Origin of the sequence: Zobellia roscoffensis (assembly GCF_015330165.1) — a bacterium.
GTDB classification, from domain to species: Bacteria; Bacteroidota; Bacteroidia; order Flavobacteriales; family Flavobacteriaceae; genus Zobellia; species Zobellia roscoffensis.
In genome coordinates, this window is the sequence record NZ_JADDXT010000002.1 from 670,710 (window position 1) to 687,058 (window position 16,349).

At 37.8% G+C, this 16,349-nt stretch carries 14 protein-coding genes; all 14 read right to left on the reverse strand.

Translation table 11 applies throughout. The features are described from left to right. Positions 1–29: 29 nt before the first annotated feature. The 14 genes from IWC72_RS02875 to ruvA all read right to left on the reverse strand — a co-directional run bounded on the left by IWC72_RS02875 (position 30) and on the right by ruvA (position 16,339). Entirely contained in the window at positions 30–1,274 is a 1,245-nt protein-coding gene (locus tag IWC72_RS02875; protein ID WP_194528755.1) for an ABC transporter permease, read from the reverse strand. Between the two features lie 108 nt (positions 1,275–1,382). Further along, positions 1,383–1,616 (reverse strand): hypothetical protein, encoded by a 234-nt coding sequence (locus IWC72_RS02880; protein WP_194528756.1) that lies wholly within the window; start codon positions 1,614–1,616, stop codon positions 1,383–1,385. A 37-nt stretch (positions 1,617–1,653) separates the two neighbouring features. Then, the gene (locus IWC72_RS02885; RefSeq protein ID WP_194528757.1) at positions 1,654–2,187 is read right to left on the reverse strand and encodes a DUF420 domain-containing protein; all 534 of its coding nucleotides are present in this window, start codon (positions 2,185–2,187) and stop codon (positions 1,654–1,656) included. Beyond that, positions 2,188–2,910 carry an SCO family protein gene (locus tag IWC72_RS02890; protein ID WP_194524745.1) on the reverse strand — a complete coding sequence of 241 codons (723 nt, stop codon included), beginning with the start codon at positions 2,908–2,910 and terminating at the stop codon, positions 2,188–2,190. A 26-nt stretch (positions 2,911–2,936) separates the two neighbouring features. Further along, entirely contained in the window at positions 2,937–3,575 is a 639-nt protein-coding gene (locus IWC72_RS02895; RefSeq protein ID WP_194528758.1) for a hypothetical protein, read from the reverse strand. A 102-nt stretch (positions 3,576–3,677) separates the two neighbouring features. Beyond that, positions 3,678–4,061: a cytochrome C oxidase subunit IV family protein gene (locus tag IWC72_RS02900; protein WP_194524747.1), complete on the reverse strand. Its 384-nt coding sequence runs from the start codon at positions 4,059–4,061 to the stop codon at positions 3,678–3,680. 51 nt (positions 4,062–4,112) lie between these two features. Continuing rightward, a complete protein-coding gene (locus tag IWC72_RS02905) occupies positions 4,113–5,102 on the reverse strand; it encodes a cytochrome c oxidase subunit 3 (RefSeq protein ID WP_194524748.1) in 990 nt (329 codons plus the stop codon). 97 nt (positions 5,103–5,199) lie between these two features. Next, complete coding sequence (locus tag IWC72_RS02910) at positions 5,200–5,781, reverse strand: cytochrome c oxidase subunit 3 (protein ID WP_194528759.1); 582 nt, start codon at positions 5,779–5,781, stop codon at positions 5,200–5,202. 5 nt (positions 5,782–5,786) lie between these two features. Then, a complete protein-coding gene (gene cyoE / locus IWC72_RS02915) occupies positions 5,787–6,686 on the reverse strand; it encodes a heme o synthase (protein WP_194528760.1) in 900 nt (299 codons plus the stop codon). Positions 6,687–6,861: 175 nt separating this feature from the next. Then, positions 6,862–7,566 carry an energy transducer TonB gene (locus IWC72_RS02920; RefSeq protein ID WP_194524751.1) on the reverse strand — a complete coding sequence of 235 codons (705 nt, stop codon included), beginning with the start codon at positions 7,564–7,566 and terminating at the stop codon, positions 6,862–6,864. 53 nt (positions 7,567–7,619) lie between these two features. Then, positions 7,620–8,042: a VanZ family protein gene (locus tag IWC72_RS02925; RefSeq protein ID WP_226979469.1), complete on the reverse strand. Its 423-nt coding sequence runs from the start codon at positions 8,040–8,042 to the stop codon at positions 7,620–7,622. Next, positions 8,014–8,394, reverse strand: coding sequence for a glycine cleavage system protein GcvH (gene gcvH / locus IWC72_RS02930; RefSeq protein WP_194524753.1), 381 nt, complete (start codon positions 8,392–8,394; stop codon positions 8,014–8,016). Before gcvH ends, IWC72_RS02925 begins: the two co-directional genes overlap by 29 nt. Before the next feature lie 161 nt (positions 8,395–8,555). Further along, positions 8,556–15,752 carry a T9SS outer membrane translocon Sov/SprA gene (gene sov / locus IWC72_RS02935; protein WP_194528762.1) on the reverse strand — a complete coding sequence of 2,399 codons (7,197 nt, stop codon included), beginning with the start codon at positions 15,750–15,752 and terminating at the stop codon, positions 8,556–8,558. A 5-nt stretch (positions 15,753–15,757) separates the two neighbouring features. After that, on the reverse strand, positions 15,758–16,339 hold the full coding sequence (gene ruvA / locus IWC72_RS02940) for a Holliday junction branch migration protein RuvA (protein WP_194524755.1): 582 nt from the start codon (positions 16,337–16,339) through the stop codon (positions 15,758–15,760). Between the last annotated feature and the right edge of the window lie 10 nt (positions 16,340–16,349).

Consider the following 16,349-nt stretch of genomic DNA (forward strand, 5'->3'; position numbering starts at 1 on the left):
TATATGATCAGATTAATTCGGTTTAATTTTTATTCGTCTCGCAATGCATCAATGGTATGAATATTTGCTGCCCGCCATGCTGGAAAAAATCCGGCGACCGCACCTGCCAGTACCAATACAAAAACTGTTGAAATGGCAACCGTAAAGTTTACAGATGGGTTCATGATATAATCTACTTCTATGTGAGGCCCTACAAACTCAAGTAGCCCCATGCTAAAAATGAGTCCCGCGAAGCCAGAAATGGATGTAATAAAAATAGACTCGTGTAAAATCATCCCTACAATAGACCATGGCTTGGCCCCAAGTGCTTTCCGTATCCCTATTTCTTTGGTACGCTCCCGCACTACGATTAGCATAATATTACTTACCCCCACTACCCCGGCTATAATCGTACAGATTCCGACAAACCAAAAGAACAGTGCAATGTTATCCGTAAGACTATAATACCGCTTAGCTTCCTCCATAGCGCTCCATACAAAAATAGCATTGGTATCATCTGGAGCTACGGTATGGGATTTCTGCAAATAGGATTGTAAACTATTTTTGAATTGGATCGATTTTGCCACTACCTCTTCAAAATTGTCGGAAGGTGGTAATGTATAGGCCAGGTTATTTACCCGAGTACCACCATTAAAAGCACTTTGAGCTGTGGTAACCGGTATAAAGATTCGCTCTTCCTCACGGTCTTCTGTTTCATTAAAAACCCCGATTATCTTAAAAGGAAGACCTGATATTTTAATAAATTCTCCTACCGGATTCTCCACCTCCGCAAAAACATCTTCCGCTACTTTCTTTCCTATTACCGCTACTTTGGCGGTAGCAACTTCGTCTTGGTGATTTAAGAATCTCCCAGCAGACATTCTTTCATTCTCTATTAACTGAAACTGTGGAGAAACTCCCTGAACTTGGTAAACAAGTGCTTCATTACCGTAGGTTACCGAAACATTACGAACAAAAATTCTTGGAGATTTAAATTGAATGTCATCCTCTAGGAGTTTAGCCGAGAACTCATAGTTGGCGTTTGTTAATTGAATATTTCTTCCAGGATTAAGGCCTTTGTATTTTTTAGTGGTCGTACCGGGCCACACCCAAACACTGGTAGCGGCATCTTGCTCAAACTCATGAGCAATACCGTTGCGAAAGCCTTCACCAAAACCTAATAATATAACGAGGATGAATATGCCTGAAGCTACAGATAACCCTGTAAGAAATGTGCGCAATTTATTCTTGCGGATAGTATCAAAGATTTCCTGCCACCTTTCGATGTCGAACATGTAGTTGATTTTGATTGATTGATTGATTGATGAATACGATTGGGGATATCGTACAACTACAAGACTAGCAACAAAAGGATTTGTTACAGTAAAAAACAAAAAGAAATGTTAAACTTCCTCTGGAGACCTATTTTTCATCTTCTTATAGACAAAATAGAAAAGTCCACCAACCAGAATATACGGTAACGCCATAAGGTATACAATACCATTATTAATCCCTTCTGCGGCCTTTACATCTCCGCTGCTCTCTAAAGCAGCGCGACACATTGCACATTGTGCCTCCATTGTTTCCGGTAACATGAGGCCAATGAATATCAATACTATAAATATATTTTTTTTCATTCCACTTTCTTAAGAGACTGAACGTTCTTTAATTTTTCTAGCTTACATAATATGGTGAAATCATAAGATACACCACAACCCCGGTAGTAGCTACATATAACCAAATAGGAAAGGTAATCTTTGCCCATTTTCTATGACTTTCAAACTTTTCAAGATATGCAAATGCATACGTCTTAAGCACCAACGGAATAATTGCTATAGATAGAACTATATGAGTTATCAGAATAAAAAAATATACCGTTCGCATTGTACCTTCACCACCATATGTAGTGGATTCAGACGTCATGTGATACGCTATATACATAACTAAAAATAAAAGAGACAACCCAATACAGCTTGTCATAATATTTTGATGCAATTTCTTATTACCATTTTTTATGGCCCATACGGCAACAAGTAACAAGACCGCTGTAAGTCCGTTTATAGAAGCATAAATTGGAGGCAGAAAGCCAAGTCTTTCTACATTGGGTATTTTTACACCAAATAATATCGCTACTACTACTGGTACGATAATAGAAACTATGGTTATAAGCTTATTAAATCGTTTTTCTTTTGCTACTGTATCCTCCATCTATTCTGCCAATAAACGTTTAATATCTTCTTTAAGAATTGAAATTTGTTCCTTTTCTCCGTGGTCATTTTCACCTTGCTTCTCGGTAATAGCCCCTCTATAATAGATAATAGGGTTTCCAAACTCATCGGTTCGCGAACGCAAATATCCTTCTTTATCTACCAAGGCAAACAATCCCGAATGCTCAAAACCACCCGGCGCATCCGGCATTTCCGAAGCAAAAATATTGAAACCATTATTAGCCAAATCAAAAACCTGCTCTTTATCTCCGGTCATTAAATGCCAATCCAAATCGGTTATACCATACTTCTCGGCATATGCCTTTAAAATTGTTGGCGTATCAAAATCTGGGGTTATTGAAAATGAAGCTATTCCAAAATCATCATCATTCTTAAACTCATTCTGGATAGATACTAAGTTCTCTGTCATTATTGGGCAAATAGAAGGGCAACTCGTAAAGAAAAACTCAACCACGAATACCTTTCCATTGTAATCCGAATTGGATATTGCCAAACTGTCTTGATTAATTAAATCAAAAGAAGGGACACGTTTCTTTTCGCCGTTTAAAGTGATGTAGGACAAGGTACTTTTTGCCTTCTCAACATTCATGCGGTCATTCTCAACTATAGTCCCATTAGAAATACGTTCTACGATTCTAGGAACAAAAATAATTCCGAAAATCAGTATTACCAAAGACACCCAAACGTATGTATACTTCTTCATTTTAGCTGATAAGTCAAAAACTGTTATTATTTCTGCCTGTCGGCACTATTCTTTTTTAGGGCCAAGCGATATTCCGCCAGTATGATTTTCACATCATCCACCATCTTATTGTTCAACTCAGAAACGGATGTTGCGTCAAACCCATATAGCGTAGCCTCATCTTCACCTTCCGATCTCCCTCTAAGATTTAGGTCCTTATCTATAATGAAGGCGTATGATGTACTTAAATCATCCTCTAACTGCAAATCCGTTTTTAACGAAGCAAAAAAATCCTTCACTTGGTTTTCATCACCAAAAACAAAATTCCACTTTTTCATATCTATCAAGTGGCCCAGCTCCTTCTTTAATTCTGCGGCTTGTTCTTCAGTTCCTTTTGGCATCACCATTACAAACTGAAAGTCTTTAAACTTATAAAAACGCTTGTAGATTTTTTGATTAAGATTGAAGGCATTACCATTTTTATTTTCAGGATTTGACCCTAAAAACCCTACTATGGTAATCTTATCTTTAAAGGTTACGTCACTATCCATGGTAGCAACATCATCAACCCCCTTTGTCAACATTGAAAGTTTCCCAAAATTATTAACCCCTGAAGCAAAAAACAAATAGGCTACAATTGGCAAAATAAACAATATAACTAAGACCAAATACTTTTTTACCTGCATAAGAACGGGGTGCTAAACATAAAAATTTAATCAACTACAAAAATAAAAAAGACGGTTGTTAAACCGTCTTAGTATGCTGTTAATTTATTAAGATAATATGATTTAGAAGTTCCACTGTATGAACCCATCTTTATAAACGTTGTAAACATAATCTGCTTCAAAAAGAAGGATGAACAACAGATATGCTACAAGGAAAATAGGCGTCCATACAATCGCTCTTCTCAAAGAACTCTTTTCATCACGTAAGTGCATAAAGTCCCAAGCTATATAATAAGCCTTCACCAAAGTGAGTATGATGAATATCCAGTTCAACAACTTCATTCCTATAAAATAAGAATGTGTTAATGCTCTAGGTTTTACGATACCCAAAACCACTTCAATTGCAGTAATGATAGAAAGAAATATAAGTACTCCCCAGATTTTTTGGGTATTGGACTTAAATTTTAACAGTCCTCTAAAAATCTCTAGTTTGTGTCCGTGTGCCATATTATTATAATCTCAAATGCGTTATATATCGATTTTCACGAAAAATAAAAGTTATACCAAGTAGAAGAAGGTGAATACAAATACCCATACTAAATCTACAAAGTGCCAATACAGACCTACTTTTTCAACCATTTCATAATGGCCTCTTCGCTCGTATGTACCTAAAATCACATTAAAAAATATGATTACGTTGATAACAACACCAGAGAAAACGTGAAAACCGTGAAAACCTGTTATAAAAAAGAAGAAATCCGCAAACAAACGGCTACCGTATTCATTACGAATTAAGTTAGCGCCTTCCACTACCAATTTACCATCTTTGATTTTCTTCAAAGACTCTTCTCTATTCAATAATGTTTTATGTCCTTCATGTTCACCCTCCTGAACTATAGCTTCAGTACGGATAAGAATACTTGGATTAGCTTTAAAACCCTCTACAACTTCATTGAAAGAGTAGCTAGGCTTATAACCTTCATCAAAGAACCAAACACCATTTTTATTTTCATGCTCAACTCGTTCCGTAGGTATTGTCTTGGCAAAATCACGAATAGCGGCGCGTTCACCAGTCTCGGCATTTACGAATTGCAAAATTCTTCCACCTTTTGTTTCGACCGCACCAAAATCACCTTTTATAAAAGTACCCCATTCCCAGGCCTGAGAACCAACGAATATGGCACCACCAATAATGGTTAGAAACATATACCAGATAACGGCATTTTTCTTCATTTTATGCCCTGCGTCTACGGCTAAAACCATAGTTACAGAAGACATAATAAGAATGAAGGTCATAAACGCCACATAAATCATGGGATAATTACCATGAAAGAAAGGGACGTGAGTAAAGACCTCATCCGCAATTGGCCATATTTCTATAAATTTAAACCTTGAAAAGCCGTAAGCAGCCAAAAAACCTGAAAAGGTTAAAGCATCAGAAACGATAAAAAACCACATCATCATTTTACCATATGATGCACCTAAGGGGCTGTTTCCGCCTCCCCACACGTTTTCTTCTGCCGTACCAGTTGTTACCGTTGAATCCATATATTTTGTAGTATGGTTAGATTTTGCACAAATTTATAGTTTTCTTATGTATCGTGAAAGCACTATTCACATGAAAAACCAACTTTATTTAATTTTATTACCCCACGAAGTACATAAATGCCAGTAAATAAACCCATAACAGGTCTAAAAAATGCCAAAAAGTTGACCCAAGTTCTACTCCTAAATAATCCTGAGGCGTGTATTTACCCTTTATTTGATTGTATATGACTACTAACAATGTAATTATACCAACAGCAACATGCACAATATGCACCATTGCTATCAAGAAAACGTAAGATAATTTAATGTTACTGGTTGGCCCTGTAAAGTAGTAGCCTGTGGCTATCATTTGAGAAAAGCCATTAAACTGAAATATAACAAAAGCTACTCCTAGTCCCAAAGTAACCAATAACCAGCTAGTTCCCATTTTAGAATCTCCCTTTTTAATGGCGTTCTTAGCCATTATATAGGCGAGGCTACTTACAATAATAATAGCGGCACTAATCAAGAAAGAGCTTGGCAAATGTAAATCACTGATCCAATCTTCTCTTGAACTACTTACAATATACGCACTGGTCCAACCTGCAAACCCCATAAGAAGGCTTACGATTCCAAACCAGAGCATCATTTTTTTAGCCCTAGCATTTTTCTCTTTCCCCGTACCTCTTGTTAAATCCATCTTGTTTAAATAAACTTATCTATTACATAAACCACTTGCATTAGCGTAATATAACTAACACTGGCCAACATTAATTTCCGAGCGGTAACATTGTCTCTTTTCTCATATAATAGAAAAGCAAAAACCAACATAACCATTCCCATTAAAAATATAATAACAGCAGCCGGAACGGAAAGCTCCAACCTGCCCGTAAATCCAAAAACCGGTACTATTGATATAACCAACATCCAGATTGTATACATAATGATTTGTAACGCCGTACCCTTATCTTTTTTACCCGTAGGCAACATTTTAAATCCTCCTCTTTTATAATCATCGTCTAACATCCAGCCTAAAGCCCAAAAATGTGGGAATTGCCAAAAGAACTGTATCATAAACAAAGTGCCTGGTTCAATACCAAATTCATTAGTCGCCGCTACCCAACCCAACATAAAAGGAATTGCACCTGGAAAAGCACCAACAAAAACGGCCAAAGGCGTCTTCGTCTTCAAAGGTGTATAGCAGCTTGTATAGAGAAATATAGAAATTGCCCCGAACATGGCTGTCTTAGGGTTCAAAATATAAAGGGAAACAACACCTAAAACGGTTAACAATACTGCTATAAAAAGTGCCTTATTTACAGACATCCTACCGGAAGGAATAGGACGATTTTGAGTACGTTTCATTAACGCATCCAAGTCTTTTTCTATAATCTGATTAAAAGCATTGGAAGCACCAACCATACAATACCCTCCAAAAGCCAATAACAAAAGGGAAACGACATCTATCTGATAGGCTCCCAGTAAATACCCGGCCAAAGAAGAAAAAACCACACTAATAGCTAGTCTAGCTTTTGTAATTTCTTTAAAATCGGCCATTGCCAACGCCAAAGTAGGAGCTGTTGCCGTATCCACCGCTGTCTTCATTCATCTTTTTTCGAACCGCAAAGATAGCTTTCAACCTCTATTTCTGCAACCAATTGGGCATCTTTATATTATCCACCCAACAGACCTAACAAACACAGTAGTATCGCCAAACAATACGGCACAAAAAAAACCTGTCTACTTGTAGACAGGTTTTAATTTATAACTTATGAGCAGCTTATTGCAACTTGAAAGTAATAGGAATACTAAATGGAACCCTTACAGCCCTACCACGTTGCTTACCTGGAGTCATCTTAGGAAGCTTACTGATAATACGAGCAGCTTCTTTTTCTAGATTCTTGTCCGGTCCACGCATTCTAACGTTACCAATGCTACCATCTTTTTGAATGGTAAACATTACACTAACCCTACCTTGAACACCCATTTCTTGAGCAATTTCTGGGTATCTGAAGTTTTTACCAATGTGCTTTTGCATCATCTTCTGAAAACAAGCTCTTTTATCAGACTCACTTTCACAACCTGGAAAAATTGGCACATCTTCAATAACTGCAAAAGGTACATCTACATCTTCTACCTCTTCTTCTACAATTACATCTTCTACTTCGATGATTTCTTCTTCTTGACTAGTCTCTGTAGATTCGATTACAGTTTCTTCAACTTCCTCTTCATCTTCAACAACTTCAATAATTTCTGGAGCCGCTGGTGGCGGTGGAGGTGGAGGCGTCTTTATTTGCTCCGTCATAGGAACTTCTTCGTCCAATTCATCATCAACATTCATTGAGATATCGTAATCATTGGTCTTATCATACGTTTTCCACTCTAACGCAGTGTACACCAATGCCATTGTAAGTGCCAGTCCAACAACAAAATAGAGTCCGCTATTACGGCCTATATCTGCTTTCGGGTTCTTTTTCGGTTCCATAATTTTGTATTTTAATGTTTGCTAATTTAATTAAATAATCCTTTAACAAGCAACTAATTTTTCCATTTTAACCACCTTTCGCTTGAAAAAAGGGATTTAACGGCTAATGAGCCAAAGATTGCACCTACGCTATTTGCCAATGCATCTAAAATATCGCCATGGCGATCTGCCGTAAAACTATATTGTAATACCTCAATAATTATACCATAAATAATAGCTCCAATTACAGCTAGAAAAACAGCTTTACGCAGCTCTATAGTTCCATTGGTTATTTCCTTTATAAATAATACGGCTAAAAAAGCAGCCCCAAAATAAAAAGAAAAGTGTACCACCTTATCAAGGTTTGGAATATCTATATCCGCAGTATCCGTATCGGAAAAAGAAGCTAGACTTAAAAATGTAACGAACATCATCCAGCCTACAAATGCAATTGTATACTTGTGGTTCTTAAGCACCAATGAGCGATTTATAATCATCTGCAGACAAAAGGTCGTCTACTTGAGAAGAATCACTGATCTTAATTTTAACCATCCAGCCCGTACCATATGGGTCTGAATTTACATTTTCAGGAGCATCTTCTAATGCTTCATTGAACTCAATAATCTCTCCACTCAAAGGCTGAAATAAATCAGATACGGTTTTTACTGCTTCAACCGTACCAAAAACTTCTTCTCTATCTAAAGTTTCATCTACGGTCTCTACTTCAACATAAACAATATCACCCAATTCACTTTGGGCAAAGTCGGTAATGCCAACTGTAGCAACATCTCCTTCCAACTTAATCCATTCGTGATCCTTGGTATACTTTAATTCTGCAGGTATATTCATGGTCTTATTTTTATTAAAACAAATGTATTGTTTTCTGAAAGAGTATTCAAAAAAACAAGACCAAGTTGACGAGGAAATGAAAAAAATTACGCTAACTTAATATTCCTTCTCTTAGATAGAGCTATCCCAGATGAGATTCGCCTACCGTTTAGAGTTCTAAATTAGTTTCCAAAATTGTACCGTATCGTAAAGCCAGTGTTGATCGTAGTCTGCGGAAAGGCAGTAGATACAGCAAACTGAGAGAACGAATGGTCATAGAAGAACAGAGCGTTCAAGTTTTTGCTTAGCGCATAATCTGCAGTGAACTTAATAGATAATAAGTTCTGACCTGAAGTAATCTGATTGTTATCTATATCTAGGTTTCTAATTATAGTAATGTTATCCCTTAAGGTAACATCTGCCTTAAGGTTTAAATCTCCTTTTAAGCGGGTTTTATTTCCACCAATATTAGTTACAAACTTCACATCTTTAAAACGATACCCTAAACCAACAGTATATTCTTTACCGTTCATTTCGGTCATAAGGTTGTTATCAAAACTAAGTGCCAAGGTTCTGCTGGTTCTCATCTCTGCCAAGATGCTTACCGAGTTTTTCATTTCAAAATCTAGACGTACCAAGGGATTAAACTCATCGTTCAATACCACATTATTTAAAATAAGGTCTGACATTAAATCTCCGGTCTCAGAATCAACAGCTGCAATACCATCATTCTCTAACTGCACTTTTTCAAGATTAGTTTGAAAAGAGTTGATGCTATATGCTGCACGATACCCATGACTCAAAGAAAAACGCTGAAACCTTTTCTTAAACCATTTATTACGCATAAGGCCCGTAAACTTCAAATTCCAGTTAGGAATTGGTATTTGACGGAAAGCATCCAAGTTTACACGCTCCGCATCTTGACCTGTATATGCCGCAAAGAAAGCTGGAAGTAACACATCTTGTTGTGTTTTACCATATCCTACCGGAAAACCGGTATCCTCATCAATAACTGGTATCTGCCCCCTATCCGAAACCAAACGGTTAGCAATAGTAATCCTGTTCTGTTTGAATTGCTCAAAAGTTTTGGAATCAAACTCATCACTCTTATTAAAAACGGTACCGATCATAACAGTTGAGATACTAAAATTCCCGTAGTTATTACCCAAAAGGTTATTATATTCCAACGAGCCGTCTGCATTGTTACGGATTACACTAAAATTCTCTTGATAGCTGTCCGAAAACTGTCTGTCCGCAGATAAATCTATGGTCAAATCTTTAATAGGTTGTGCCGTAGCCGTAATATTAAGTTGTCTATTTATATTTTGAATGTACTGCTCATTGAACTCCTCAAAACCGGTAAGCCATCCTTTTCTAGCCGCATCAAAACGCACATCTGCCTGACTACCGAATACAAAACCAACGGAAGGCTTTAACGAACCTACAAAACCAACCGACTGCGTATACCCTGGCAAAACCTTACCCCTGCTTTCATTATAGTTTACGTTTATACGCTTCACCATGGTAAGAACGTCTACTGCCGTATTAAATAGTCCACTACTTTTCTTCTCTGTCTTTTCTCCGTCAGATGCAGGATTTCCAGCCTTATCTCTTCGCACTGGTGCTCTATTGGCAGCAGATTTACCACTACGCTTCTTAAGTCCTATCAGATCATAGAATTTTTGCATGGTTAAGTTAGCCGTAATATTATGAGTGCTGGCATTCTGAACTGTATTAATATCCTCTAGAGCTACTTCGCTTAAAGCATCACCACCACGTTGCCAATCAAAATTACTGGTATAACTGTATTGTGCATTAATAAAGTCTAGCGCAGGAATCTTACTGAACGGAAGATCATAGTTCAGCTCTAATTGTTGTGCATGTCTATTAGGTTCTCCTAAATCCCAAAAACCGTCCCACAAACCTAAAGTTTCGTCTATACGTTGATCTTCTTCTCCTGTGCCTGTTAGATAGTCTTCGTAATAATTCCTTACTATATGGTTATTACTGGCAGTCATATTTAACCGCAACGACTTGGTAAGACTATAATTTACCGCATATTGCCAATTGAACTGGTAATTTCTTTGTTGTAGGGTGGGTAGTTCTAATTTATCAACACCCTCTTCCACAACATCTCTAAAACGTTGTTGGTTAAACTGTCTATCTATATTAGAATTTACGGAAACACTTGTTGGTAGCAAACTTAGGTTCAACTCCTTTAGCCACCTCCAATATTGACCGGTAAACAAAGAATCATTTTTCATAAACGGAGCCACCTCAACAGGTTTAAAATTATGATTATAGACAAAACCTGCAGCAACGTTCTTATCTTCTAGAGAAGCTATTTCAAAATCTCTATGGTTGGTCTCGTTATATGAATAATTAAAAGTAAAGTTTTCTATATCATAGAAATTGGCATCAGCCTCTTCTCCTCTATCCTTACGAACGCCAATGAAATTTATGCTTGTTCGTTTTGTATAATCTTCCGCTTGCTGCTCAATAGCTTTTGCTTCTTCCGGAGTGTCTGCGGCATCAATCCTATCCTGCAATTTTAAATCGTCATAAACAGGGTCAAACTCAGGAGTTATCATTTGTTCCGATATCCCATAGTTAAACGGAAGTTGAATTCCCCATTTATTAGGCAACAACTGACCTAGGTTTACATTGGTAACCACATCATAAGAAAGAGCGTCTTCCCTAGCTCGTTCATTGGGCATCTGATCAATAGCGCCAAAACCGGAAGTACTTGTACTACCTGTAGCGGAAACGTTGGCAAAATCCGCAAAATTAGCATCCACTGCAGCCAATGCGGCCCAACCACCTTCATTATCCAAACCGGCCAAACGCAATTCATTAAACCAAACCTCACCCCTTGCCGGAACCCGACCTACGTTTTTCACACCCACCATCATACTGCGAATGCTTCCTAGAGAAGGATTACCTTGGATTCCAATACGTAACCTACCCGGGGTTCGCGCAGAAAGTGCATCTACAGGAACTACTTCCCCATCTATTACTTCAAAATATCTTATTTCACTTAGATCACTACCAGCTATCCAAACCGACTTAACCTTATTAAGGTCCGCCAGCACAATCTCCATCTGGTTATTGTCCGGCCAAACGGCTTCCTCAGAACTTGAGCCAAAAGGTGTGAACTCCAAGGGAATCTCCAATTGATAAAAGTTCTCCGAGAAATCAGTTCCTATTCTAAGGAAACCAACCAAAGGTTCATCTAAGCTATAACTATCTGTCTCTAGAATTTTCTCGGCATGTATGAACATTTTCAATTTCTCATACTGACGCACATCTATATCCAAACTTTTAAAAACACCTCGCGAATCTTGAGATTCCAGATTTTCAACAACCAAAGACAGAGACTGCTCATTCTGTTGAATGATGGTGTTATTGTTATTCAATTGTTCCCTAACTACTCCTGGCGGCAATACATACGGAATAGGGGTTCTATTCTCATTTTCCTGAACGTTTACCGCATTTACATCTAAAGTAGTAGCATCATCTGCCGTATTAGGGTCATCTACATCAAGAGATTTAGTATAGGTTCTCCAATCTCCACGTACCAAATCCAAGGTAGCAAAACGCAAGAGCACATCACTAGAGAAACCTGTTAGATACATTCTTAGAGAACTGATAGACCTAAAATCATTGATTCCACCAACAGCTTCAGTAAAATCGCTCAATGGAATTTTATACTGTATCCAACGCGTACGCACCGTACTTTCGTTTGGAATCCTAGTTCCAGAAAGCACCAATGAATCACGAACATCAGTTACATATTTATCATTAATCGTTGTATTTGGCTTAATAGGAATTCGGTATTCATAATAACTATTTACCGTATTCATCGTAAGGTCGCGGTCAATATCCTCAACATCGGGCAACGTAGTAGACCCCCTATTATCATTGGTAACCTCAACTGGTGAGTTCCCCTGCGGGTTATTGAAATTTAGGTATCTATTAAGTATGCCCCCATCGCGTTGCAAGAAATATTCATAGTTATCCAACGCAGGATCTTCAGGATTATCGTTGCCATAAATTGCAGCCTCTCCCGCATCATTTAAACCATCAAAACCAAGATCTTGTTGTGTACGGCTACCCTCATTAACATCAAAAGCATATACCAAAGCTTGTGTAGCGGGCACTGGGCCCCAAGTAGGATTTTCAGGCTTCACACTTCCCTGACCATCAATAGGCAGTCCATTTTCATATTGTTTAAGACCATCGGCCAAAATATCTTCAGAAATATTACCCAGGTTAAAAACTAGTTCACCTTGGCTTGTAGCGGTTCCTTCTAAATACGGATCCATCACCCAAAATTGCACAAACTCAACATTAGCCTGCTCAAAATTGGTACTGCTCAAAGAGCGCATAATACCACCCCATTTGTCATTTGGTGATGCGGTCTCAAAATTACCATTGGCATTATACGGACCTTTCATTTCCGGATAGTACGCCACATCTAATGTAGTCTGTTGGCGTGTCTGCCCCTGAGCTACTTCTACTTTTGGGAATACTTCATCTATAAATATTCTTCTTGTAGCGTTCGTTGAAATATCATTATCACTGATGCTAGCCGGTCTTTGGTTGGTATAAAATACTGGATCAATTGTATACCAAGCCGTTTTAGCCCTACCAAATCCTGTCTCCAATCCTTTTTGCGTAGGTGCATCTAAAAATTCCAACGGCGTACTAGCAAGTGCCCAACCTAAGGAAGAGCGAATATCTATTAATGCCTGAGCTCCTTCAAAATCATCTAAATAGGTAGTTGTTTCTCCTTGAAAATCGGCATTTTTAGGAGAGTTTGGTTTTAACCAAGCCACTTCACCACGTACCGAAATATTAGAAGGTACATCAGTATCAATATTGGGTAGCTTATTGACTAAACGGGTCAAAAACGGGACTTCTGTTGAGAAATTTCCATTGATTCCGAATACGGTGTTATTGACAGGCTCTACGCCAAAGTTGGACTTTTGTGTTAGTGGCCTTTCATTTAGGTTTAACAAAGTGGCACCTAAAACAAAATTCTTATTAAACTGATGTTCAACATTTACACCCGTAAAACGACGGGTTTGTTGGCCGAAAACTGCATTATTTTCTACCGAAATATTAATAGGTGTATTAGAAGCTTCTAAACTTGGGTCAAGAATTTGAACCGTTCCCGCCTGATAGTTTACCGTATAATCAATTCCTTCCTGTAACTGCCTTCCTCCAGCGGTAACACGTACTGAACCTCGTGGCACATTAAAAGCTCCAATAGGAATACCATTGCTTCCTTCTGACTTATATCTACCTTTTAATAAGAATTTATCTTTTTCAGGATTCTGTAATGCAGCTGATTTGGTCAGCTCATACATATCTCTAAACACGTACTTTTGCTGGTTGGCGTTATATCCGGTTTCCGTATTATAATCTCCACCTCCCAAACGTTCAAAAAGATACTCCCCAAAAGGTTCCACCTTAGTGAATATAATTTGTCCGTTCTGCGTATCTACGGTAAGTCCGGGCACAAAATCAAAAAACCCATCTCCACCAGGTTGCACATCATTATAAGCATTTAATCTATCAAAATTAAATACATCAAGTAATATGCGTTCTTCCAAAGGTTTCCCGCCATCTGTTTGGGTTGGAAAATCTTCTACAGGAGTAATATAATTTCTTGGTGTTGGGTTGGAATAAAGAATATTCATCTTAAAATCCTCTTCACTCAACCTAAAAGCTCCTGTAGCATAAATATTCTTCATCATCAAATCCCAAATAGGGTCTGATACATTTGTAATATTACTTTTAAGAAGTTTTAAAACCAGTGTGTTATTATCGATAATAGGATTATCAATAGACCCTGAAACTGTAGTAGCATCTAAGCCGCCATTGGCAAATTCACCTACCTGATATACTTTTCCATTATAGGTATACTGAAATGCAACGGCCAAAACTTCATCATTACTCAAACGTTGATTCAGTGAAATATAACCTAACTGCGAGTTAAATTGAAAATCCCTACTTAACTCTAATTTTCTAGCATTTTCTAAATACGCATAATCAAACCCTTGGTTAGGCTGGTAACCAGCAACGTTAAAACCCTGTTCTATAGTTGCTACATCTCTAATACTCTGTGTAAGCGCACCTCCCTGACCTATTTCAGCAGGATCATAATCATTGGCGTTGTTACGAGGCAATTCATTAGGCTGTCCAGTATTGGTATTAAAAAAAGTTCCTGGCGCATTCTGCCCGATCCTGGTTTTGTTCTCTCCGGCCATAAGAGGATCGTATTCACCCAAATCCTGAATACCTACTATGTTACGAACGTTAAGCGTTTGTTGGCTACGGTTGGTAACCCAAACTTCTAAACGAGTAATTTGAACCTGACTCCTTATATACGGGTAGTTCACCAAGGCATCATCATAATTATCTCTAAAGTACTGAGCCAAGAAGAAATGCTTATCCTCATCATATTGTAAAGCAGAAACCGAAAATTCATTTACCGTACCACCACCTTGCGCTACAACTGTATTATTCTGCGAACGTTGCTCCGAAAACACTGCAGTAACCGTAGTCTTACCAAATTGAAGTTGTGTTTTAACACCAAAAAGACTTTGAGCCCCAGTTATTAAAGAACTATTAAGTGGCATATTTACATTACCTACTTCTATAGACTGAATAATATCATCCTCCGTAGGTGTATAATCTAACTTTACAATATTTTGAAAATCGAAAGTTGCTTCTGTATCGTAGTTGGCGGTTACTTGCAATCGCTCTCCAATCTTACCTAGCATACTTAAACTAATACGCTGATCAAAATCAAAAGAAAGGTTCGTTCTGTTTCTTGGAGACAAGGAAGGATTGTCATTCTTCTGCCAAATCACGCCTAAATCCATAGCAACGGAACCCTGTGGTATCACTTCTATGGTATTTCCTCCAAAAATAGATTGAAAGAAACTGTTGTTTACGTAAAAATTGGGAAGTAAATTTTTACGCGCCTCTTCACTACCTTCTTTTTTACCAGCATAAGCATCTGATTTTTCCTTGAAATAGTCTTTTATTCCCTCTTGGCGTACCAGTTCATAATATTGCTCTGGTGTTAAAATAACGGGGTATCCAATATCAAAATCACCTACCTTTTCAGAATAGATGTACATGTTAAGATTTGGGTCGTAATCGTATTTAGAAACAATACTTTCCGGATTTTCCATTTTGAGCTTACCCAAAGAAAAACCAGTCTTTACGGAATCCACTTCTTGCTCTTCCCTATCTTCATTTTCTGTTTCTTGAGCATAGGATATACCGGAGGAAACGAGCAAAAATAAAAATAGGAGTGTAAGCTTAAATGGTGATTTAAGTAATAGTTTGGCCCCTGTTTTCAAACTTGTTATAAATTTTTAAGCGCAAGTTTAATAATGTTCTCTACGCTGAGCGAGGGATCTTGGATAAGTACTTTGTCTACTACCTTTTCGGCGGATCTTCTTACAAAGCCAAGAACCTCTAAAGCAGATAACGCTTCTTCTTTATTTGTATTGTTCGCAGGAGCGGAAACTTCACCTATATCGTAAACTTTTAAAATCTTATCTCTAAGGTCTAGAATTACACGTTGGGCCGTTTTAGCTCCTATACCTTTAATAGATTGAATTGTGGGCACATCTCCATTAGCAATCGCATCTCTAATTTGAGCCGGTTCCAATGAAGAAAGCATTGTTCTTGCCGTACTTGACCCAATACCTGAAACAGATAGCAAAAGACGAAAAATCTCACGTTCTGACCGTTCTGCAAAACCAAACAAAGTATGTGAATCTTCTTTTACCTGAAGATGAGTGAATAAACTAATACTCTCTGAATCACCAACCTTAGAAAAGGTGTTTAAAGAAATATTGACAAAATACCCCACTCCAGCGCATTCAATTACAACGTAAGTTGGATTTTTCTCTACAAGTTTTCCTCTAAGGTGAGTAATCATGTTTGGGGTG

Excerpts from the sequence above, each read along its gene's own strand:
- IWC72_RS02885 (WP_194528757.1), bottom strand. The coding sequence starts at position 2,187 with ATGGAGGATACAGTAGCAAAAGAAAAACGATTTAATAAGCTTATAACC.
- IWC72_RS02910 (WP_194528759.1), bottom strand. The coding sequence starts at position 5,781 with ATGGATTTAACAAGAGGTACGGGGAAAGAGAAAAATGCTAGGGCTAAA.
- IWC72_RS02920 (WP_194524751.1), bottom strand. The coding sequence starts at position 7,566 with ATGGAACCGAAAAAGAACCCGAAAGCAGATATAGGCCGTAATAGCGGA.
- IWC72_RS02880 (WP_194528756.1), bottom strand. The coding sequence starts at position 1,616 with ATGAAAAAAAATATATTTATAGTATTGATATTCATTGGCCTCATGTTA.
- ruvA (WP_194524755.1), bottom strand. The coding sequence starts at position 16,339 with ATGATTACTCACCTTAGAGGAAAACTTGTAGAGAAAAATCCAACTTAC.
- IWC72_RS02895 (WP_194528758.1), bottom strand. The coding sequence starts at position 3,575 with ATGCAGGTAAAAAAGTATTTGGTCTTAGTTATATTGTTTATTTTGCCA.
- IWC72_RS02900 (WP_194524747.1), bottom strand. The coding sequence starts at position 4,061 with ATGGCACACGGACACAAACTAGAGATTTTTAGAGGACTGTTAAAATTT.
- cyoE (WP_194528760.1), bottom strand. The coding sequence starts at position 6,686 with ATGAAGACAGCGGTGGATACGGCAACAGCTCCTACTTTGGCGTTGGCA.
- IWC72_RS02925 (WP_226979469.1), bottom strand. The coding sequence starts at position 8,042 with ATGATTATAAATCGCTCATTGGTGCTTAAGAACCACAAGTATACAATT.
- IWC72_RS02890 (WP_194524745.1), bottom strand. The coding sequence starts at position 2,910 with ATGAAGAAGTATACATACGTTTGGGTGTCTTTGGTAATACTGATTTTC.
- IWC72_RS02905 (WP_194524748.1), bottom strand. The coding sequence starts at position 5,102 with ATGGATTCAACGGTAACAACTGGTACGGCAGAAGAAAACGTGTGGGGA.
- gcvH (WP_194524753.1), bottom strand. The coding sequence starts at position 8,394 with ATGAATATACCTGCAGAATTAAAGTATACCAAGGATCACGAATGGATT.
- IWC72_RS02875 (WP_194528755.1), bottom strand. The coding sequence starts at position 1,274 with ATGTTCGACATCGAAAGGTGGCAGGAAATCTTTGATACTATCCGCAAG.